Origin of the sequence: Pseudomonas sp. PI1, assembly GCF_000812405.1 — a bacterium.
Taxonomy (GTDB): domain Bacteria; phylum Pseudomonadota; class Gammaproteobacteria; order Pseudomonadales; family Pseudomonadaceae; genus Pseudomonas; species Pseudomonas citronellolis.
Genome location: NZ_JWMC01000023.1, coordinates 14,244 through 34,333, shown reverse-complemented (window position 1 = coordinate 34,333; position 20,090 = coordinate 14,244). Strand labels below are relative to the sequence as shown.

The 20,090-nt window shown below is 70.1% G+C and carries 17 protein-coding genes; 6 read left to right on the top strand and 11 right to left on the bottom strand.

The genetic code is table 11. From position 1 onward, the window contains the following. Positions 1–770 precede the first annotated feature (770 nt). From RN02_RS09880 to selD, 4 genes are all read right to left on the bottom strand, one after another. A complete protein-coding gene (locus RN02_RS09880) occupies positions 771–1,379 on the bottom strand; it encodes a flavin reductase family protein (protein ID WP_043314270.1) in 609 nt (202 codons plus the stop codon). Between the two features lie 76 nt (positions 1,380–1,455). Further along, positions 1,456–1,734 (bottom strand): hypothetical protein, encoded by a 279-nt coding sequence (locus RN02_RS09875; protein WP_009618591.1) that lies wholly within the window; start codon positions 1,732–1,734, stop codon positions 1,456–1,458. Between the two features lie 137 nt (positions 1,735–1,871). Further along, entirely contained in the window at positions 1,872–2,972 is a 1,101-nt protein-coding gene (gene mnmH / locus RN02_RS09870; protein WP_043314269.1) for a tRNA 2-selenouridine(34) synthase MnmH, read from the bottom strand. After that, complete coding sequence (selD, locus tag RN02_RS09865; protein WP_043314268.1) at positions 2,972–4,006, bottom strand: selenide, water dikinase SelD; 1,035 nt, start codon at positions 4,004–4,006, stop codon at positions 2,972–2,974. Before selD ends, mnmH begins: the two co-directional genes overlap by 1 nt. 150 nt (positions 4,007–4,156) lie before the next feature. Here selD and RN02_RS09860 point away from each other — a divergent pair, with 150 nt between their 5' ends. Next, entirely contained in the window at positions 4,157–5,191 is a 1,035-nt protein-coding gene (locus tag RN02_RS09860) for a patatin-like phospholipase family protein (protein WP_009618585.1), read from the top strand. A 313-nt stretch (positions 5,192–5,504) separates the two neighbouring features. Here RN02_RS09860 and RN02_RS09855 read toward each other — a convergent pair whose 3' ends face one another. From RN02_RS09855 to kdpF, 6 genes are all read right to left on the bottom strand, one after another. Continuing rightward, positions 5,505–6,200: a response regulator gene (locus RN02_RS09855; protein WP_043314309.1), complete on the bottom strand. Its 696-nt coding sequence runs from the start codon at positions 6,198–6,200 to the stop codon at positions 5,505–5,507. 43 nt (positions 6,201–6,243) lie between these two features. Continuing rightward, on the bottom strand, positions 6,244–8,901 hold the full coding sequence (locus RN02_RS09850) for a sensor histidine kinase (RefSeq protein WP_043314267.1): 2,658 nt from the start codon (positions 8,899–8,901) through the stop codon (positions 6,244–6,246). 28 nt (positions 8,902–8,929) lie between these two features. Continuing rightward, positions 8,930–9,478, bottom strand: coding sequence for a potassium-transporting ATPase subunit KdpC (gene kdpC / locus RN02_RS09845; protein ID WP_043314266.1), 549 nt, complete (start codon positions 9,476–9,478; stop codon positions 8,930–8,932). A gap of 156 nt (positions 9,479–9,634) precedes the next feature. Further along, entirely contained in the window at positions 9,635–11,704 is a 2,070-nt protein-coding gene (kdpB, locus tag RN02_RS09840) for a potassium-transporting ATPase subunit KdpB (RefSeq protein WP_043314265.1), read from the bottom strand. An 11-nt stretch (positions 11,705–11,715) separates the two neighbouring features. Next, positions 11,716–13,410 (bottom strand): potassium-transporting ATPase subunit KdpA, encoded by a 1,695-nt coding sequence (gene kdpA, locus RN02_RS09835; protein ID WP_043314264.1) that lies wholly within the window; start codon positions 13,408–13,410, stop codon positions 11,716–11,718. A gap of 8 nt (positions 13,411–13,418) precedes the next feature. After that, positions 13,419–13,508, bottom strand: coding sequence for a K(+)-transporting ATPase subunit F (gene kdpF, locus RN02_RS09830; protein ID WP_009618573.1), 90 nt, complete (start codon positions 13,506–13,508; stop codon positions 13,419–13,421). 260 nt (positions 13,509–13,768) lie between these two features. On the opposite strand from kdpF, the gene RN02_RS09825 reads away from it, so the two are divergent. The 5 genes from RN02_RS09825 to RN02_RS09805 all read left to right on the top strand — a co-directional run bounded on the left by RN02_RS09825 (position 13,769) and on the right by RN02_RS09805 (position 18,818). Then, positions 13,769–14,518, top strand: a complete 750-nt coding sequence (locus RN02_RS09825) for a response regulator (protein ID WP_043314263.1) — start codon at positions 13,769–13,771, stop codon at positions 14,516–14,518. Positions 14,519–14,542: 24 nt separating this feature from the next. Further along, on the top strand, positions 14,543–15,592 hold the full coding sequence (locus RN02_RS09820; protein ID WP_043314262.1) for a sensor histidine kinase: 1,050 nt from the start codon (positions 14,543–14,545) through the stop codon (positions 15,590–15,592). A 112-nt stretch (positions 15,593–15,704) separates the two neighbouring features. Next, entirely contained in the window at positions 15,705–16,472 is a 768-nt protein-coding gene (gene xopAW / locus RN02_RS09815) for an EF-hand domain-containing protein (RefSeq protein ID WP_052267688.1), read from the top strand. A gap of 419 nt (positions 16,473–16,891) precedes the next feature. Continuing rightward, on the top strand, positions 16,892–17,536 hold the full coding sequence (locus RN02_RS09810) for a FadR/GntR family transcriptional regulator (protein WP_043314261.1): 645 nt from the start codon (positions 16,892–16,894) through the stop codon (positions 17,534–17,536). Between the two features lie 31 nt (positions 17,537–17,567). After that, the gene (locus RN02_RS09805) at positions 17,568–18,818 is read left to right on the top strand and encodes a CynX/NimT family MFS transporter (protein ID WP_043314260.1); all 1,251 of its coding nucleotides are present in this window, start codon (positions 17,568–17,570) and stop codon (positions 18,816–18,818) included. Positions 18,819–18,989: 171 nt separating this feature from the next. Here RN02_RS09805 and RN02_RS09800 read toward each other — a convergent pair whose 3' ends face one another. Next, complete coding sequence (locus RN02_RS09800; RefSeq protein ID WP_043314259.1) at positions 18,990–20,057, bottom strand: AI-2E family transporter; 1,068 nt, start codon at positions 20,055–20,057, stop codon at positions 18,990–18,992. Between the last annotated feature and the right edge of the window lie 33 nt (positions 20,058–20,090).

The following is a 20,090-nucleotide window of genomic DNA, read 5'->3' as shown; positions in this document are numbered from 1 at the left end:
GTAGAGCTGGCCGACCTGGGCCGCCTGCTTGAGCAGTTCCTCGCCGTTCTGGCCCTGGCTCTGCTTGAGTTCGTAGGCGCCGTCGTCGGCCAGGCTGGATTGCAGGATGTCCAGGCTGTTGGAGGCGCTGGACACCGACCAGTTGGCGGCCTCCAGGGCCAGGTGGCGGCTCTTGCTGGCCTGCTCGAAGCGGTCGAAGGAGGCCAGGTAGCCGGCCATGGCCTGGGCCACGCGCTCCATGGCCTCGGCCTGGCCGGGGTGCGCCTTGAGCTGCTCGACGTGCCCGGCGAGGAGCTTGGCGCGCTGGCGCAATTGCTCGGCGGCCTTGGGGCTGGCGCCCTGGACGAAGTCCTTCTCGCTCTGGCGCATCTCCAGGACTTCGCGGTTGACCGCGCTCATGGCGTCCAGCAGGGCGAAGCGCTGCTCGATGGAACGCAGCGCCCCGACGCCGATCCCTGCCACCAGCGCCGTCAGCAGCAATACCAGGCCGAAACCCAGCGCCAGTTTCTTCGCCGTGCCCAGATTGGCCAACCGCCGTTGCACGAACGCGACCATGCCACCCCTCCCCTTGCCGAATGCCTTGCGGGAGAGTCTTCGACCGAAGCTCTCCCGTTCTTTGTCGTTGCTTTGGGACGGAACATTAGGAGCCGGCCGACCGGCGGAACAAGGGGCGGCGTCGATGATGGCAATTCGATGTTGCACACGGGCATGCGCAGGTCGCATCCAGGACAGTCGCGCGCCAAGGTCCCGGCGCGCGGCGGCCTGCGCCCCTATTTGGGGCGGATCATGCTGAAGGTGTCGCGGGTGAAGCTGTAGTGGGTGCCGCCCAGGCGGCCGACCAGGTCGAGCTTCGCCGGGTCGACGTGGCGCTCGTCACGCAGCACGGCGTCGTCGATGTGCGCCAGCAAAACGCGGGCGAAGATCAGGTAGCAGCTGGGCTTGTCCGCCGGGTAGGGCTGGATCTGCGCCAGCTCGCACTCGAAGGCCACGACCGCGCCGGCCACCCGCCGCGGCGCCACGCGCACGCTGGGCAGGGTGGCGATGCCGACCTGTTCGATCTCGCTGACGCCATGGGGCAGCGTGGCGGCGGTGGCATTCATGCTCTCGGCCTGGGCGGCGCTGACCAGGTGGATCACCAGTTGGCCGGTCTCGCGGACGTTGCGCAGGGTGTCCTTGACGCTGCCGTCGTCGCGGATGCTGGTGTTGACCATCAGCGTCGGCGGCTCGTCGCTGATGACCTGGAAGAAGCTGAACGGCGCCAGGTTGCCCTGGCCCTGCGCGGACAGGGTGGAGACCCAGGCGATGGGCCGCGGGGTGACGGTGGAGGCCAGCCAGCGGTAGGCGTCGGCGGGCGCGAGGGTGCTGAAGTCGAGTTGCATGGAGAGGGTTCCTGACTGCCGGGCGGGCCGGAGCGCCCGTCCGCCCGGCGATTATGCCCGCCTTGCCCGCGCCCGGTCAGCGGCCCGCGCGCGATTCCTTGATGTAGAAGCGCGCCTTGCTGGCCTTGTCCAGGCAGCCGCCGTAGGACTCGACCTGCTGCTCGGTCTTCGCCGCGCTGATCAGCGCCAGCGCCTTGGAATAGCTGACGGTGCCGGCGAAGCCCTCGGCCTTGGCCAGGTCCAGCTCGTGCCAGGCGGCGTTCAGTTCGCTGGCGCAGCTGTCGCGGTTGACCGTCTTGCCGGAGCAGCCGGCCAGCACCAGGCTGGCGGCGAGAACTGCAAAAAGTGCCTTCATGACGACCTCCTTGGTGGTTCGGGCGACTTCCAGCTTAGACCGCCGCGGCCCAAGGTTACAGGTGGGTTTGGCGTCGGGCGCATAACGCCTACGGCGTTATGCGCCCGACGTGACGGCCTGCCTTTCGTAGGAGCGGTCTACCGGGGGGCTCGGGAACGCAGGTACTCCACCACCTCGTCGTGGTTGCCGCGGAACTCGATGCGCGAGGCTTTGCTTTCCAACTGGTAGGCGTACATGGGGTCGTAGTATTCGCCCAGCAGCCCCTCGATCCAGCCGCGGTGCAGGTCCACCGCGCCGCTGCGGCGCTGCTCGTCCAGGGCCTCGTCCATGATCGCCGCCAGGCGCTGGTAGCGCTCGCCGCCCAGGCGCTTGACGATGCCCGACAGGCTCTTGCGCAGGTAGGCAGCGAAGGCCTCGAAGCCTTCCTCCGGCGCGCCCTTCACCTCGACGAACTCGGCGCACAGGTCGATCACGTAGTCCTTGAGGATACGCTCCACCCGGCCCTCGAAGCTATCCTCCAGCCACACCAGCGGGTAGCCCTGCATGCCCTGGTACAGCTCCAGCGGCAGCGAGCAGCTGCCGACGATGCGCCCCTCGTCCTCCAGCACGAACTGGCTCAGGCCGGCGTGGCGCTTCTTCAGGATGTCGATGGCCAGGCGGTTCTCGAAGTCGATCTGTGCCGGCTGCGGCGTGGCCCGGCGGCCGAAGCTGGAGCCGCGGTGGTTGGCGTGGCCTTCCAGGTCCAGGGCGTTGTCCAGCTGCGCCACCACCTCGGTCTTGCCGGTGCCGGTGAGGCCGCCGATCAGCACGAAGGAACATTCCTCGGTGGCCGCGCGGGTGGTGTCGAAGAGGAAGCCGCGCAGCGCCTTGTAGCCGCCGACCACGCGCGGATATTCGATGCCGGCGTCCTTCATCCACTGCTGGACGATCTGCGAGCGCAGGCCGCCGCGGAAGCAGTACAGGTAGCCGTCCGGGTGGCGCCGGGCGAAGTCCAGCCAGGCTTCGATGCGCTCGGCCTTGAGCGGGCCGCAGACCAGCTCGTGGCCCAGGGCGATGGCCGCCTGCTGGCCATGCTGCTTGTAGCAGGTGCCCACCTTCTGCCGCTCGACGTCGTTCATCAGCGGCAGGTTCTCGGTGTGGGGGAAGGCGCCCTTGGTGTATTCCACCGGGGCGCGCACGTCCATCAGGGGGACGTCATTGAGGAAGAGTTCGCGGTAGTGCCGGGTGTTGTCGCGCATCAGGCCACCTCTACCGCGTGACTCTGTCGCTCGACCAGCTCGCCGATGGGCGCCAGTCGCAAGCCCAGTTCGGCGGCAGTGGCGAGGAATTCCGCCTCGCCCTCGGGGGCCACCGCCACCAGCAGGCCGCCGCTGGTCTGCGGGTCGCACAGCAGCAGCTTGTGCAGTTCCGGCAGCGGCGCGATGCGCTCGCCGTAGCTGTCGAAGTTGCGCAGGGTGCCGCCGGGCACGCAGCCCTGTTCCAGGTAGTACTGCACGTGCTCCAGGCGCGGCACCGCGTCGAAGCGGATGCGTGCGGTCAGGCCGGCGCCGTCGGCCATCTCCACCAGGTGGCCGAGCAGGCCGAAGCCGGTGACGTCGGTCATGGCCGTCACCCCGGCGAGCTTGCCGAAGCGGCTGCCGGGCTTGTTCAGGGTGCACATCCAATCGCGGGCCAGGCCCACGTCCTCGGCGCGCAGCCTGGACTTCTTCTCGGCGGTGGTGAGGATGCCGATGCCCAGCGGCTTGGTCAGGTACAGGCGGCAGCCGGCGGTGGCGGTGTCGTTGCGCTTCATGAAGCGCTTTTCCACCAGGCCGGTGACGGCCAGGCCGAAGATCGGCTCGGGGGCGTCGATGGAGTGGCCGCCGGCCAGCGGGATGCCCGCCTCGTCGCAGACCTTGCGGCCGCCGGCGATCACCTCGCGGGCGATCTCCGGGGCCAGCACGTTGACCGGCCAGCCGAGGATGGCGATGGCCATCAGCGGGTCGCCGCCCATGGCGTAGATGTCGCTGATGGCGTTGGTGGCGGCGATGCGGCCGAAGTCGAAGGGATCGTCGACGATGGGCATGAAAAAGTCGGTGGTGGACACCACGCCGCGCTCGCCGTCGATAGCATAGACCGCAGCGTCGTCGCGCGAGGCGTTGCCGACCCACAGGTTCGGGTCCAGGTTCTGCGCGCCGCTGCCGGCCAGGATCACTTCCAGCACCTTGGGGGAAATCTTGCAGCCGCAGCCGGCACCGTGGCTGTACTGGGTCAGGCGGATGGGTTCGCTCATGTTGGCTCCGGGGCGGGAAATCGATCGGCCGATTCTAGCAAACACCCTTGGCGCCCCGCCCTACCCGGGCGTATCGTCAGTGACATCCGGCGCCGGCCCAGGCCGCCCGCCGCGCCTTGCAATGCGTTGTTTTCAGAGGAATAACCGTCCATGTCGAAACAAGTGGCGCTGGTGCTCGGCTCCGGCGGAGCACGGGGTTATGCGCATATCGGCGTGATCGAGGAACTGGAGCGGCGCGGCTACGAGATCGCCTGCATCGCCGGCTGCTCCATGGGCTCGGTGATCGGTGGCATCTACGCCGCCGGCAAGCTGGGGGAATACCGCGACTGGGTGGAAAGCCTGGACTACCTGGACGTGCTGCGCCTGCTGGACGTCAGCTTCCGCCTCGGCGCCATCCGCGGCGAGCGGGTGTTCGGCAAGATCCACGAGATCATCGGCGACATCAACATCGAGGACCTGCCCATCCCCTACACGGCGGTGGCCACCGACCTCACCAACCAGCAGGAAATCTGGTTCCAGGAAGGCGATCTGCACCAGGCCATGCGCGCCTCGGCGGCCATTCCCAGCCTGTTCACCCCGGTGATGCAGGGCCCGCGCATGCTGGTCGACGGCGGCCTGCTCAACCCGCTGCCGATCGTGCCGGTGGTGTCCAGCCACGCCGACCTGATCATCGCGGTGAACCTCAACGCCACCAACCAGCGCCAGTACCAGCTGCCGGTGATCGAGCGGCCGGCGGCGCTCAAGGGCCGCTTCGACAGCCTGATCGGCAGCCTCGGCGACAAGCTCAGCCGGTTCCGCCGCCACGGCCCGGAGCTGGAACCGCCGGAACTGCGCGCCGAAGCCCTGCTGGAGCCGGTGCCCGACAGCGAGGAACCGGCCGAGCCGGAAATGCAGCAGCCGGCCGCGGCGCCCCTGGGCAAGGGCTCGCCGAAGTCCGCCAGCGGCAGCCAGGTGATCGACAGCAGCAGCCCGGCCTCGTTGCTGGAGCTGGTCAACCAGAGCTTCGAGGTGATGCAGACCTCCCTGGCGCAGTACAAGATCGCCGGCTACCCGCCGGACGTGCTGATCAACGTGCCCAAGCGGGTGTGCCGCTTCTTCGAGTTCTACAAGGCGCCGGAGCTGGTGGCCCTGGGAAGGCAGATCGCCAGCGATACGCTGGACCGGTACGAGGCGGAGAATCCGTAGGGCGCATAACGCCAACGGCGTTATCCGCCGATTGGCCTGGATCGGTACGAGGTGGAGAATCCGCGTCCACAGGATTGCACCGACCTTTCCACCCGCACCGAACAGCCCCCTCTCCCGCTTGCGGGAGAGGGCTGGGGAGAGGGTGCTCTTTGCGCGGGTTCGAGCTATCGCGGACGGAGTCCGCTCCTACGATGGGGTTTCGCCTGGCACACAGGTGCGGGCCCTACCCGCGATTCGCGCAAAAGTTGCGCTCCTACGGTTCATGCCGGGCGGCAGGCCCCATTGTAGGAGCGGACTCCGTCCGCGATTTTCATCAGGCATCGCGCAGGCGATAGCCCACGCCGGCCTCGGTCACGATGAAGCGCGGGTTGGCCGGGTCGTCCGCCAGTTTCTGCCGCAGGTGACCGACCACCACGCGCAGGTAGTGGGTGTCCTCGACGTGGGTCGGGCCCCAGATGTCCTTGAGCAGTTGCTGCTGGGTGACCACCCGCCCCAGGTGCCGGGCCAGGGTGGCCAGCACCGCGTATTCCTTGCGGGTCAGCGCCACTTCGGCGCCGTCGAGGCTCACCCGGCGGTAGGCGAAATCGACCAGTAGCGGCCCCACCGCCACCTGCGCTTCCTGGCTCTCGCCCTGGTGGCCCTGGCGCAGCAGCGCGCGGATGCGGGCGAGGAATTCCTGGATGCCGAAGGGCTTGGTCACGTAGTCGTTGGCGCCGCCGTCCAGGGCCAGCACCTTCTCGCTCTCGGCGGCGCGCACCGAGAGCACCAGCACCGGCACCTGCGACCATTCGCGCAACTCGCGCAGCACCTCCTGGCCGTCCTTGTCCGGCAGGCCGAGGTCGAGCACCACCAGGTCCGGGCGGTTCAGCGCCGCCTGGGCCAGGCCCTCCTCGCCGCTGCCGGCTTCCACCACCCGGTAGCCGCCGGCGTTGAGGCTGATGCGCAGGAACTTGCGGATCTGCGGCTCGTCGTCGATGACCAGGATGCAGGCGGCGTTGGCGTTGCTCATCGGGCTCGGCTGGCTGGGGGCGGTGGCGCCTAGCTTGGGCCTTTCAACCACCGGCATCAAGCTGCTCCAGGTCCGGCTGGCGCTGCAGCGGCAGGTGCAGGGTCAGGGTGGTGCCGCGGCCGTCCAGGCCGTCGCCGACGCTGATGCGCCCGCCGTGGGCGCCGACCATGCCCTGGCAGATCGCCAGGCCCAGGCCGGTGCTCGGCCCGCCGCGGTCGCCCCGGGCGGCGCTGTAGAACATGTCGAAGATCTTCTCGCGCTCGACCTCGGGAATCCCCGGGCCCTCGTCGCTGACGCTGAACTGCAGCTCGTCGCCGACCTGCGCGGCCTGCACCCGCAGGCGCCCACCCGGCGGCGAGAAGCGCGCGGCGTTCTCCAGCACGTTGACCAGCGCCTGCTCGATCAGCGCCGCATGCACGTACAGCAGCGGCAGTTCGGCCGGCACGCGGGTTTCCACGCGATAGGGCGCGAGCAGCGCACGCAGGCGGTGCACGGCGCTGCCGACGATATCTTCAGGGGCCACCCAGTCGCGCGCCAGCTTCAGCCCGCCCTGGCCCAGGCGGGTCATGTCCAGCAGGTTCTGGATGTAGCGGTCCAGGCGCTCGGCCTCGTCGCGGGTGCTTTCCAGCAGTTCCTTGCGATCGGCCGGGGGAATCGCGTTGCCCAGGGCCAGCAGGCTGTCGATGGCACCGCGCATGGTGGTCAGCGGGGTGCGCAGGTCGTGGCTGACCGAGGCCAGCAACGCGCTGCGCAGTTGCTCGGTCTCGCCGTGCAGGCGCGCGGCTTCCAGGTCGTCGGCCAGGCGCGCGCGGGCCAGGGCCTGGGCCAGAGGCTGGCCGAGGGCGGCGAGCAGGCGGCGGCGCTGGCCGGGCAGCGGCTCGCCGTCCTTGGGCCGCACGCCGAGCAGCGCCAGCGGCCCCTCCTCCGCCGACAGCGGCCACCACCACCAGCGCCCCGCCGGCAATGTGCCGGTGCCCAGGCCGGCCGGCTGGTCGTGCTGCCAGGCCCAGTCGGCGGCGGCGCGCTCCTGCTCGTCGAAGCCGCGGGCGTGGCCGCTTTCCACCTTCCAGTCGTCGTGCTGGCGGGCCAGCACGCAGATGTCCAGGTCATTCCACAGGGCGAACTGCTGGGCGGCGGCGGCCAGCACCGCCTGGCGGTCGGTGGCGGCGGTGAGCTTGCGCGAGAGTTCCAGCAGCGCGCCGGTCTCCTCCTGGGTGTCGCGCAGCACTTGCAGCTGGCGGCGCTGGCGCGCGGCGAGGTTGCCGGTGAGCGCGGCCATGAGCAGGAAGAACAGCAGGGTCAGCACGTCCTGCTCGCGCTGGATGGAAAGGGAGAAGTACGGCGGGATGAACAGGAAGTCGTAGGCCAGGAACGACAGCACCGCGCACACCAGCGCCGGCCACAGGCTGCTGCGCACCGCCACCAGCAGCACGGCGGCGAGGAACACCAGGGAGATGTTCGGCAGCTCCAGCAGGCGCGACACGCCCCAGGCCAGGGCGCTGGCGCCGGCGGCGGCCAGGGCCGCCAGCAGGTAGTCGCGCCAGTGGCCGCGCTCGCCGCGGCGCGGCGCGGCCGGGGCCAGGTCGGCCTCGCTGTCCAGCACGCTGATTTCCAGGCCTTCGCCCAGGCGCAGCAGGCGCGCCGCCAGGCCGCCGCCGAACAGCCGGCGGTACCAGCGCTGCCGCGAACGGCCGACCAGGATCAGGCTGGCGCGTCGCTCGCGGGCGTGCTCGACCAGGGTGCGCGCCACTTCCCCGCCGCGCAGTTGCACCACCTCGCCGCCCAGGCGCTCGGCCAGTTGCTGGGCGTTCTGCAGGTACAGGCGCGATTGCTCGTCGCGGGCGTCGCCGGTGTCGACGTGGACCAGGCTCCAGGGCAGGTGACGGCGCTCGGCCACCCGCGAGGCGTGGCGCACCAGGCGCTCGGCGTTGCGCTCGCCGTCCACGCCCAGCAGCAGGCGGCCGCGCAGCGCCGGGGCCTCGCCGCCCTGCTGGCGGTAGCGGTGCGCCAGGTCCGCATCCACCCGCGCGGCGGCGGTCTGCATGGCCAGTTCGCGCAGGGCGGTGAGGTTGGTCTGGCTGAAGAAGGCGTCGATGGCCGCCCTCGCCTGCTCCGGCACGTAGACCTTGCCCTCGCGCAGGCGCTCCAGCAGCTCGCGCGGCGGCAGGTCCACCAGCAGCAGTTCGTCGGCTTCCTGCAGCACCCAGTCGGGCACCGTTTCGCGCACCTGCACGCCGGTGATGTCGCGCACCTGGTCGTTGAGGCTTTCCAGGTGCTGGACGTTGACCGTGGTGTAGACGTCGATGCCGGCGGCGAGCAGCTCCTGGATGTCCTGCCAGCGCTTGGCATGGCGGCTGCCGGGGGCGTTGCTGTGGGCCAGCTCGTCGACCAGGGCGAGCTGCGGCGGCTCGCGCAGCAGGCCGTCGAGGTCCATCTCGGCGAGGTGGATGCCGCGGTATTCCGAGCGCAGCAGCGGCTGCTGCGGCAGGCCGGCGAGCAGCGCCTCGGTCTCGGCGCGGCCGTGGGTCTCGACGATGCCCACGCGCAGGTTCACGCCCTGGCGCAGTTGGCCCTGGGCGGCCAGCAGCATGGCGTAGGTCTTGCCCACGCCGGGGGCGGCGCCGAGGAACACCTTCAGGCGTCCGCGGCCGTTGCGCTCCAGGTCCGCGAGCAGGGCGTCGGCGCGCTTGGGATCGGTCATGCTGGCCTCCAGGGGGTTGCGCGCAAGTCTAGCGAGGCAGTTGCTCGAGGGCCATGTTCAGGGCCAGCACGTTGACCACCGCCGGGCCCACCAGCGGCCGCCGGGTGTGCGCCTCGACCAGGTTGTGCACGGCCTGCTCCGGCAGGCTGCGGGCCTGGGCGATGCGCGGCACCTGGTAGAGCGCGGCGTCCGGCGGCAGCTGCGGGTCCAGGCCGCTGCCGGAGGTGGTGACCAGCGCCAGCGGCACCGGGCGCCCGGCCACTGCCTCGGCGGCGGCGTCCTTGGCGATGCGCTCGGCCAGCGCCGGGTTGCCCGGGGCCAGGTTGGAGGCGCTGCTGGAGACGGTGGCATAGTCGCCGGCCGAGGGCCGTTCATGGAACCACTGCGGCCCCTCGAACTTCTGCGCCAGCAGCGCCGAGCCGCGGACTTCGCCCTTGGCGTCGCGCACCAGGCTGCCGTTGGCCTGTGCGGGGAAAGCCACCTGGGCGATGCCGGTGACCAGCAGCGGATAGGCCACGCCGGTGACCAGCGAAAGCAGGGCCAGGGAGGCGATGGCGGGGCGGATGTGATTGAGCATTTCCAGTTTCCTCGATGCGAGCTCTTCGTAGGAGCGAGCTTGCTCGCGAAGCTTTCGAACCAGGGCGGTTCGCGAGCGAGCTCGCTCCTACAGTTCGGGTAGCCCGTAGGATGGGTTGAGCGAAGCGATACCCATCGCCAAGGCCGGCAGTCCCGTTCAGACCAGGCCCAGGGCCACCAGCAACAGGTCGATGGCCTTGATGCCGATGAAGGGCGCGATGATCCCGCCCACCCCGTAGATCAGCAGGTTGCGCCGCAGCAGGTGCATGGCGTCGCTGGCCGCCACGCGCACGCCGCGCAGGGCCAGGGGGATCAGCGCGACGATGATCAGCGCGTTGAACACGATGGCCGAGAGGATGGCGCTCTGCGGGCTGGCCAGGTGCATGACGTTGAGCACCTGCAGCTGCGGGTAGATGCCGGCGAACAGCGCGGGCAGGATGGCGAAGTACTTGGCCACGTCGTTGGCCACCGAGAAGGTGGTCAGCGCGCCGCGGGTCACCAGCAGTTCCTTGCCCACCTGGACCACGTCGAGCAGCTTGGTCGGGTCGCTGTCCAGGTCCACCAGGTTCGCCGCCTCGCGGGCCGCCTGGGTGCCGTCGTTCATGGCCATGCCGACGTCCGCCTGGGCCAGCGCCGGCGCATCGTTGGCGCCATCGCCGCACATGGCGACCATGCGTCCTTCGCCCTGCTCCTGGCGGATGCGCGCCAGTTTCTTCTCCGGCGTGGCCTCGGCGATCACGTCGTCCACCCCGGCCTCGGCGGCGATGGCCGCGGCGGTCAGCGGGTTGTCGCCGGTCACCATCACGGTGCGGATGCCCATGCGGCGCAGTTCGGCGAAGCGCTCGCGGATGCCCGGCTTGACCACGTCCTTGAGGTGGATGGCGCCGAGCAGCCTGCCGTCGGCCACCACCAGCAGCGGGGTGCCGCCGCTCTGGGCGATGCGTTCGACCTCTTTGGCCAGGCTTTCCGGCATCTCGTCGCGGGCGCGGCCGATGAAGGCCAGCGCGGCGTCCACCGCGCCCTTGCGGTACACGCGGCCGTCGAGGTCAACGCCGGACAGGCGCGTCTCGGCGCTGAAGGCGATGGGCGTCAGCTGTTCGCGCGACGGCTCCGGCAGGAGGATCTGCGCGCGGAGGAACTCGACGATGGACTTGCCTTCCGGGGTGTCGTCGGCCAGCGAGGCGAGGAAGGCACCCTCGGCCAGTTCCGGCGCGCTCACCCCCGGCGCGGCGTGCAGCGCGGCGCAGCGGCGGTTGCCGAAGGTGATGGTGCCGGTCTTGTCGAGCATCAGCACGTGTACGTCGCCGGCGGCCTCCACCGCGCGGCCGGACTTGGCGATCACGTTCAGGCGCACCAGGCGGTCCATGCCGGCGATGCCGATGGCCGAGAGCAGGCCGCCGATGGTGGTGGGGATCAGCGTCACCAGCAGCGCCACCAGGAACACCAGCGGCAGGCTGCCGCCGGCGAACAGGGCGAAGGGCTTGAGCGTCACCACCACCAGCAGGAAGATCAGCGTCAGGCCGATCAGCAGGATGTCCAGGGCCACCTCGTTGGGCGTCTTCTGCCGCTTGGCGCCCTCCACCAGGGCGATCATGCGGTCGAGGGTCGACTCGCCGGGGTTGACGCTGATACGCACCAGCAGCCAGTCGGAAACCAGCCGGGTGTTGCCGGTCACGGCCGAGCGGTCGCCGCCGGACTCGCGGATCACCGGCGCCGATTCGCCGGTGATGGCGGCCTCGTTGACCGCCGCCACGCCCTCGATCACCTCGCCGTCGCCGGGGATCAGCTCGCCGGCAACCACTCGCACCACGTCGCCCTTGCGCAGGCTGGTGGCCGGCACGCTTTCGTAGGCGCCGTCGACGTTCAGGCGCTGCGCCATCAGGCCCTGGGTGCCGGCCTTGAGGCTGTCGGCGCGGGCCTTGCCGCGGCCCTCGGCCAGGGCTTCGGCGAAGTTGGCGAAGAGCACGGTGAACCACAGCCAGGCGGCGATCTGCGCGGCCACCGACAGCGGCACGGCGTCACCGCCGGTGAAGCACAGCACTGTGGTGAGGATGGCGGTCAGTTCCACCACCAGCATCACCGGCGAGCGCTGCAGCTGGCGCGGGTCGAGCTTGACGAAGGCCTGCAGCAGCGCCGGCCTCCACAGCGCGGCGAAGCTCAGGCTGTGGCGTTTCTCGGGGGCGGACGTGGCGCTCTTGAGCGGCATGTCCTGGGTCTTGGCGTTCATCTATCGGCTCCTCAGAAGCCCAGGGTCAGGTGATCGGCCACCGGGCCGAGAACCAGGGTCGGCAGGAAGTTCAGGCCACCGACCAGGAGGATGGTCGCCGCCAGCAGGCCGACGAACAGCAGGCCGTGCGTGGGGAAGCTGTTCGGCCCCACCGGCACGCGCTTCTTCGCCGCCAGGCTGCCGGCGATGGCCAGCACCGGGACGATGTAGCCGAAGCGGCCGATGAGCATGGCCAGGGCGATCATCAGGTTGTGGAACGGGGTGTTGGCGCCGAAGCCGGCGAACGCCGAACCGTTGTTCGCGGTGCCCGAGGTATAGGCGTAGAGCAGCTGGCTGAAGCCGTGGGCGCCAGGGTTGCTCACCGCGCTCGCCGGACCCGGCAGGCTGGCGGCGATGGCGCCGAGCACCAGCACGCCGACCGGCATCACCAGCAGGGTGGCGACCAGCAGGCGGACTTCGCGGGCCTCCAGCTTCTTGCCCAGGTATTCCGGGGTGCGGCCGATCATCAGGCCGGCCAGGAACACCGCGACCAGGACGAACAGCAGCATGCCGTAGAGGCCGGCGCCGACGCCGCCGAAGACCACCTCGCCGAGCATCATGTTGAACATCGCCACCAGGCCGCTGAGCGGGTTGAGGCTGTCGTGCATGGCGTTCACCGAGCCGTTGGAGGCGGCCGTGGTGGTCACCGCCCAGAGCACGCTGGCGGTGGTGCCGAAGCGGCTCTCCTTGCCTTCCAGGGGCGCGCCCTGGGTGATCGGCAGGTGCGCCAGCGCCGGGTTGGGCTGGTACTCGGCCCACAGGGCGACGCCCAGGCCGACGACGAACAGCAGCAGCATGCAGCCGAGGATGGCGCGGCTCTGGCGCAGGTCCTTGACGTAGTGGCCGAAGGTGAACACCAGCGCCGCCGGGATCAGGATGATCGACGCCAGCTCGAACAGGTTGGCCCAGGCCGTGGGGTTCTCGAACGGGTGCGCCGAGTTCACGCCGAAGAAGCCGCCGCCATTGGTGCCCAGTTGTTTGATGGCGATCTGGCTGGCCGCCGGGCCCAGCGGGATGGACTGCTCGGCGCCCTGCAGGGTGGTGGCGTGGACGTAGTCGAGGAAGGTCTGCGGCACGCCCTGCCAGACCAGCAGCAACGCCAGGACCAGGCACAGCGGCAGCAGGCCGTAGAGGGTCGCGCGGGTCAGGTCGACCCAGAAGTTGCCGAGGTGCTGCGTGGACTTGCGGGCGATGCCGCGAGCCAGCACCACCAGCACGGCCAGGCCGACGGCGGGGCTGACGAAGTTCTGCACGGTCAGGCCGAGCATCTGGCTCAGGTAGCTCAGCGCCGCCTCGCCGCTGTAGGCCTGCCAGTTGGTGTTGGTGACGAAGCTCACCGCGGTGTTGAAGGCCAGGGTCCATTCCAGGCCCGGCAGGTGCTGCGGGTTGAGCGGCAGCATGCCCTGGCCAACGAGGATGGCGAACAGCAGCGCAAGGCCCACCAGGTTGAAGGCGAGCATGGCCAGGGTGTAGGTCTTCCAGTCCTGCTCGGCCCGCGGGTCGATGCCGCAGACGCGGTAGATCAGGCGCTCCACCGGCGCCAGCACCGGGCTGAGGAAGGTGCGCTCGCCCTCCATCACCTTGTAGTAGAAGCGCCCGAGCAGCGGCGCGGGCAGCAGCACCAGGGCGAAGAAGGCGGCGATCAGCAGCACGTCATGGCTGTTCATGCAGCCCCCTAGGAACGGTCGGCGCGCAGCAGCGCCACCAGCAGGTAGATGAAAAGTCCCGTGGCCAGGACCAGGGACACCCCGTCGAGCACGCTCATGTCTGTCTCTCCTCACGCAGGCGGATCCTTGCGATGGCGAAATTGTCCGCAAAGGGGGCGTAAAGAAGCGATTGGCGGGGCTTCCGGCGGGCATAAAGAAAGCGTAAAGAAGCGCTGTGGCGCGGTTTTGTAAGCGCACCGATACATTGACGACACTCTGTCGATATCCGCCGCCGTCAGTCTTGCCTACCGTGGCCCGCCGTGCGGCGGCGGGTTAGCATTGACCCCGCGCCCCGGGCGCTCCCAGCGACAGGTACTGCATGTTTCCCTCCAGCCCCACCTCCAGCCAAGACAGCCAGCGCCGCTGGACCATCCGCGCCCTGCTGGTGGACGACGACGAGCCGATCCGCGAACTGCTCTGCGGCTACCTGGCGCGCTTCAACATCGAGGCGCGCGGCGTGGCCGACGGCGCGGGCATGCGCCAGGCGCTGGCCGAGGAAAACTTCGACGTGGTGGTGCTGGACCTGATGCTGCCCGGCGAGGACGGCCTGTCGCTGTGCCGCTACCTACGCAGCGAGTCGGACATCCCGATCCTGATGCTCACCGCGCGCTGCGAGCCGGCCGACCGCATCATCGGCCTGGAACTGGGCGCCGACGACTACATGGCCAAGCCCTTCGAGCCGCGCGAGCTGGTGGCGCGCATCCAGACCATCCTGCGCCGCGTGCGTGGCGACGAGGCGCGCAACGAACCGCGCGCCCAGGTGCGTTTCGACCAGTGGCGGCTGGACAGCGTGCTGCGCCAGCTGCACTCACCGGACGGCCTGGTGGTGCCGCTGTCCAACGCCGAGTTCCGCCTGCTCTGGGTGTTCCTCGAACGCCCGCGCCGGGTGCTCAACCGCGAACTGCTGCTGGACGCCGCGCGCGGCCGCGCCATCGAGGCCTTCGACCGCAGCATCGACCTGCTGGTCTCGCGCCTGCGCCAGAAGCTCGGCGACGACCCGCGCTCGCCGCGGCTGATCAAGACCGTGCGCGGCGAAGGCTACCTGTTCGACGTCCGTGACATCGCCTGACCCCGGCCCGGCCAAGGAGGCCAGATGAAGAAGCGCTCGCTGCAGTTCGCCGACAGCCTGTTCGCCCGTCTGTTCGGGGTGTTCCTGCTGGCCATCGTGGTCGCGCACCTGCTGGCCTTCGTCTGGTTCAGCCACTTCCGCCATCCCGGCCCGCCGCCACCGCCGCCACCGCCCCATGAGCAGTTCGAGGGACACATGGTCGGCCCGCCGCCGCCCCCGCCGCCGCGGCTGCCGTTCTGGAGCATGCCCTTCCTGTTCCAGTTGCTCGCCCTGGTCGGCGCCGCCTGGTTCGGCGCGCGCCTGCTCGCCAGCCCGGTGGAGCGCCTGGGCAATGCCGCGCTGCAGCTGAGCGAGGACCTGGACAGCCCGCCGCTGCCGGAAACCGGGCCGCAGGAGGCGCAGCGCGCGGCACAGGCCTTCAACCGCATGCGCGAGCGCATCCGCGAGCAGGTGCAGCAGCGCGGCCGCATGCTGGTGGCGGTGTCCCACGACCTGCGCACGCCGCTGTCGCGGCTGAAGCTGCGTGTGGAGGAGATCGACAACCCGCAGCTGCGCGCGCGCTTCGCCCAGGACCTGGGCGAGATGATCGGCATGCTCGACTCCACCCTGCACTACCTGCACCAGGAGCGCACCAGCGAGGCGCTGCAGTGGTTCGACGTCAACGCCCTGGTCGAATCGCTGGCCGAGGACGCCTGCGAGCATGGCGCCCGCGTCAGCGTCGAAGGCCAGTGCGCACCGCTGAAGGTGCAGCCGCTGGCCCTGCGCTCGTGCCTGTCGAACCTGCTGGACAACGCCCTGCGCTACGCCGGCGAGGTGCAGCTGATACTGCGCGACAGCGGCCAGCAGGTGGAGATCCTCGTCCGCGACCACGGCCCGGGCATCCCCGCGCAGATGCGCGAGCAGGTATTCGAGCCCTACTTCCGCCTGGAAGGCTCGCGCAACCGCAACTCCGGCGGCGTCGGCCTGGGCCTGGCCATCGCCCGCGAGGCGGCGCGGCGCCACGGCGGCGACCTGTACTTCGAGGAAACCCCGGGCGGCGGCGCCACCGCGGTGCTGCGCCTGCCGCGCGCCTGAGGCTTTGTCGGCCGCCGCATACAAAGCGCACATACCGCCGACAAGGCGCCCATCGAACCTGCCAGGACCGGAACTCCAGTTCCGGACCCCATAACCTCATGGAGGCAGTCCGATGATCAGCGGAGTCAGCAGCTACAGCAGCTATTACAGCAGCGCCGCGCTCGCCAGCACCCAGCGCAGCGCCAGCAGCTCCAGCAGCACCACCAGCACCAGCACCAGCACCAGCGGCAGCAGCGACAAGGCGCAGAAATTCGCCGCCGACCTGTTCAAGTCCCTCGACAGCGACGGTGACGGCAGCGTCAGCTCCAGCGAGCTGGACAGCGCCCTGTCCGCCTCCGGCAGCGACAGCGGCGACATCGACATCGATTCGCTGCTGGCCCAGCTGGACAGCGACGGCAGCGGCGGCATCAGCCAGGACGAACTGAGCAGCGCCCTGCAACAGGCCCAGGGCGACATGCCGCCGCCCCCGCCACCCTCCTCCGACCAGGCCGCCAGCGACCTGCTGTCGTCCCTGGACAGCGATGGCGACGGCAGCATCAGCAGCGACGAACTCAGCGCCGCCAGCGCCTCCGGCACCGACAGCAGCGAACTGTTCAGCGCCCTGGACAGCGACGGCAACGGCAGCATCAGCCAGGACGAACTGAGCAGCGCCCTGCAGCAGGCCCAGGGCGACATGCCGCCGCCCCCGCCGCCCGCTTCCGGGGAAACCGACAGCAGCCTGACCAGCAGCACCAGCAGCGACGCCTCCAGCACCAACAGCGGCTCGGCCGGCGCCGAAGCCGTGCAGCAGATGCTCGCCATGCTGGCCAGGCACTACCAGGACAGCAGCGCCGCCAGCTACCAGAACACCAGCGGCAGCCTGGTCAATATCGCTGCCTGAGTCTCCTGCCGGCTGCGCCGGGGCGCTTTCGATACCCATCGGGCAATGGCGATGGGTATCGCTTCGCTCAACACCATCCTACGGGTGCCGGGATGCTCCCGTAGGGCGCATAACGCCTACGGCGTTATCCGCCGTTTTCATCGGGCACCGGAAGGTTCGGCGTAACCCTGTAGGAGCAGCTGTCTTGCCAACTGCGCCGAGATGCTTTTCGTAGGATGGGTTGAGCTTGCGATACCCATCGGACCATGGTGATGGGTATCGCTTCGCTCAACACCATCCTACGGGGTGTTGAGCTTGCCGGACTCCGTCCGCGAATCGCGCGCAGGGCGCGCTCCTACAAGGGGACGATCCGCGCCTTGCCAGCCCCCCACCGCTGCAGTAGCCTGTCCGGCCTAATCATCCGATGATTGGATGTCTATATGGCCAATCCCCTCAAGCGCTCCCTGGTCGACATCGCCCTGGAGCAGATCCGCCAGCGCATCGACAGCGGCGCCTGGGCCCTCGGCCAGCGCCTGCCGCCGGAACCGGAGCTGGCGGAAATCCTCGGCATGAGCCGCAACACCGTGCGCGAGGCGGTGCGCGTGCTGACCTTCTCCGGCGTGCTGGAAGTGCGCCAGGGCGATGGCACCTACGTGCGCGCCTGCGCCAACCCGCTGGACACCATGCTGGCCCTGGCCCGCGGCTCCATCGAGCAGGCCCTGGAAGCGCGCGGGGTGATCGAGGTAGAGGCCGCGCGCCTGGCCGCCCTGCGCCGCAGCGACGCCGACCTGGCCGCCCTGCGCCAGGCCCTGGCGCTCAGCGCGCAGCACTACGGCGGCGACCTTCAGGCCTACGTCGAGCACGACCTGGCCTTCCACCAGCGCGTGGTGGACAGCGCCCACAACCCGCTGCTGAGCGAGCTGTACCGCTACTTCTCGCAGGTCATCCGCGCCGGCCTGCAACACACCATCAGCGAACCCGGCCGCCCGCAGCCGGCCTTCGAGCTGCACCGGCAACTGCTGGACGCCCTGGAGCGCCAGGACGCCGAGGCGGCCGCGGCCGCCAACCGCGCGCTGCTGATCTGACTTCCCTTCCCACTGCCTTGCGATCGCCACCATGCCCCAACAACATCACGCCGACGAACTGCTGATCGACGCCGAGATCGACGAAGCCCCCGCCCCTACACCCGCACCGGTACGGCCCTGGCTGCTGTTGCTCGGCCTGGTGCTGGTGGCGCTGAACCTGCGCCCGGCGCTGTCGAGCCTGGCGCCACTGCTGAACATGGTGCGCGAGCACACCGGCCTGTCGGCCGCCGCCGCAGGCCTGCTGACCACCCTGCCGGTGCTCTGCCTGGGCCTGTTCGCCCCGCTGGCGCCCCGCCTGGCGCGGCGCCTGGGGGCCGAGCGGGCGGTGCTGGCGATCCTCCTGCTGCTGGCCGCAGGCATCGTCCTGCGCAGCCTGTTCCCCATCGCCGGGCTGTTCCTCGGCAGCCTGGTGGCCGGCGCCAGCATCGGCATCATCGGCGTGCTGCTGCCGGGCATCGTCAAGCGCGACTTCCCGCACATCGCCGGGATCATGACCGGCGTCTACACCATGGCCCTGTGCCTGGGCGCGGCCCTGGCCGCCGGGGCCAGCGTGCCCCTGGCCGAACTGTTCGGCGGCAGCTGGCAGCCGGCCCTGGCCGCCTGGGCCCTGCCGGCGGTGCTCGCCGCGCTGGTCTGGCTGCCGCAGACGCGCCAGGCCCAGCACGCCCACCGCCAGGCCTTCCAGGTCCGCGGCCTGTGGCGCGATCCGCTGGCCTGGCAGGTGACCCTGTACATGGGCCTGCAGTCGTCGCTGGCCTACATCGTGTTCGGCTGGCTGCCGTCGATCCTCATCGACCGCGGCCTGAGCCCGACGGCCGCCGGGCTGATGATGTCCGGCTCGGTGATGGTGCAGCTGTTCAGCGCCCTGGGCGCGCCCTGGCTCGGCACCCGCGGGCGCGACCAGCGCCTGGTGGTGTTCCTGGTCCTGGCGCTGACCCTCGCCGGCCTGCTCGGCCTGCTCTACGCGCCCAGCGGTAGCCTGTGGCTGTGGGCGGTGGTGCTCGGCCTGGGCCAGGGCGGCACCTTCAGCATCGGCCTGGCGCTGATCGTGCTGCGTTCGCCCGACGCCCACGTCGCCTCGCACCTGTCCGGCATGGCCCAGGGCGTGGGCTACACCCTGGCGGCCCTGGGGCCCTTCCTGGTCGGTCTGGTGCACGATCTGAGCGACGGCTGGAATGCGGTGGGCGTCATCTTCATCGTCATCAGCCTGGGCGCGCTGGCGGCCGGCCTCGGTGCCGGCCGCGACCGTTTGGTCGGCGTGCGCAGCGAGGCGCTTTCGTAGGGCTTCGCTGCATGGGCCAACGGCGTATAACCGCGAACGGTTATACGCCCTACGGCGCCAGGGAAGCACGGTCGTAGGATGGGTTGAGCCTGCGAAACCCATGCTGCCGTGGCGATGGGTATCGCTTCGCTCAACGCCATCCTACGACGGGCGATAACCGAAGATTCCGGCCTAGGGCGCCTTGTCCCCCGGGCCGCCCGGCGGCAGGGTGCCGCGCTTGGGGCTCTCGATCCAGTCGTTGACCAGGTTGTAGACCACCGCCAGCAGCACCGGGCCGAGGAACAGGCCGATGAAGCCGAAGCTGAGCAGCCCGCCGAGCACGCCGAGCAGCACCACCACCAGCGGCAGGTTGCCGCCGCGGCTGATCAGGTAGGGCTTGAGGATGTTGTCCACGCCGCTGATGACGAAGAAGCCCCAGATGCCCAGGAACACCCCGTAGCCGTACTCGCCCTGGAAGAACAGCCAGACGGTGGCCGGCCCCCAGACCAGCGGCGGGACCATCAGCAGGCTGCAGACGAAGGTCAGCAGGCCGAGCAGGATCGGACCGGGCACCCCGGCGATGCTGAAGCCGATGAAGGCCAGCACTGCCTGGGCCGCCGCGGTGCCGATCACGCCGTTGACCACCCGCTGCACGGTGCCGGCGATGAGGTCCATGTAGTGCTCGGCGCGCGGGCCGATCAGGCGCTCCAGCATCTGGTAGGCGAAGGCCTCCAGGCGCTTGCCGTCGCGGTAGAAGAAGAAGATCAACACCAGGCTCAGGACCAGCTCGAAGATGCCCCCGGCCAGCTTGGCCGAACGCGCCAGCAGCCAGTTGCCGACCTCGCCCATGTAGGGCTTGAGCGCGGAGAAGATGGCCACCCCCTGCTGGTCGATGGAGTACCACCAGCCGATCAGCCGGTCGCCGATCAGCGGGGTGCGCGCCAGCCAGCTCGGCGGCGGCGGCAGGCCGGAGACCTGCAGGTTCTTCACCAGCTCGACGCCGGCGCGCAGCTTGTCCGCCAGGCCGAAGCCCAGGCCCAGCAGCGGCAGCGCCACCACGATGATCCAGAAAGCGGTCAGCACGCCCGCCGCCAGGGCCTCGCGGCCGCCCAGCAGGCGCGTCAGCAGGCGCATCAGCGGCCAGCTGGCGAAGGCCAGCACGGCGGCCCAGAACAGCGCCGTCCAGAACGGCGCCAGCACCCACAGGGTGGCGACCAGCAGGACCACCAGGAGGATGCGCAACAGCAGGTTATCGAACATCGGGGCCGGACTCCTTCTCGGTACGGCGACGGC

Excerpts from the sequence above, each read along its gene's own strand:
- RN02_RS09810 (WP_043314261.1), top strand. The coding sequence starts at position 16,892 with ATGGCCAATCCCCTCAAGCGCTCCCTGGTCGACATCGCCCTGGAGCAG.
- kdpC (WP_043314266.1), bottom strand. The coding sequence starts at position 9,478 with ATGCTCAATCACATCCGCCCCGCCATCGCCTCCCTGGCCCTGCTTTCG.
- RN02_RS09800 (WP_043314259.1), bottom strand. The coding sequence starts at position 20,057 with ATGTTCGATAACCTGCTGTTGCGCATCCTCCTGGTGGTCCTGCTGGTC.
- RN02_RS09875 (WP_009618591.1), bottom strand. The coding sequence starts at position 1,734 with ATGAAGGCACTTTTTGCAGTTCTCGCCGCCAGCCTGGTGCTGGCCGGC.
- RN02_RS09860 (WP_009618585.1), top strand. The coding sequence starts at position 4,157 with ATGTCGAAACAAGTGGCGCTGGTGCTCGGCTCCGGCGGAGCACGGGGT.
- RN02_RS09820 (WP_043314262.1), top strand. The coding sequence starts at position 14,543 with ATGAAGAAGCGCTCGCTGCAGTTCGCCGACAGCCTGTTCGCCCGTCTG.
- RN02_RS09880 (WP_043314270.1), bottom strand. The coding sequence starts at position 1,379 with ATGCAACTCGACTTCAGCACCCTCGCGCCCGCCGACGCCTACCGCTGG.
- RN02_RS09805 (WP_043314260.1), top strand. The coding sequence starts at position 17,568 with ATGCCCCAACAACATCACGCCGACGAACTGCTGATCGACGCCGAGATC.
- RN02_RS09850 (WP_043314267.1), bottom strand. The coding sequence starts at position 8,901 with ATGACCGATCCCAAGCGCGCCGACGCCCTGCTCGCGGACCTGGAGCGC.
- kdpA (WP_043314264.1), bottom strand. The coding sequence starts at position 13,410 with ATGAACAGCCATGACGTGCTGCTGATCGCCGCCTTCTTCGCCCTGGTG.
- xopAW (WP_052267688.1), top strand. The coding sequence starts at position 15,705 with ATGATCAGCGGAGTCAGCAGCTACAGCAGCTATTACAGCAGCGCCGCG.
- selD (WP_043314268.1), bottom strand. The coding sequence starts at position 4,006 with ATGAGCGAACCCATCCGCCTGACCCAGTACAGCCACGGTGCCGGCTGC.
- kdpB (WP_043314265.1), bottom strand. The coding sequence starts at position 11,704 with ATGAACGCCAAGACCCAGGACATGCCGCTCAAGAGCGCCACGTCCGCC.
- mnmH (WP_043314269.1), bottom strand. The coding sequence starts at position 2,972 with ATGCGCGACAACACCCGGCACTACCGCGAACTCTTCCTCAATGACGTC.
- RN02_RS09825 (WP_043314263.1), top strand. The coding sequence starts at position 13,769 with ATGTTTCCCTCCAGCCCCACCTCCAGCCAAGACAGCCAGCGCCGCTGG.
- kdpF (WP_009618573.1), bottom strand. The coding sequence starts at position 13,508 with ATGAGCGTGCTCGACGGGGTGTCCCTGGTCCTGGCCACGGGACTTTTC.
- RN02_RS09855 (WP_043314309.1), bottom strand. The coding sequence starts at position 6,200 with ATGAGCAACGCCAACGCCGCCTGCATCCTGGTCATCGACGACGAGCCG.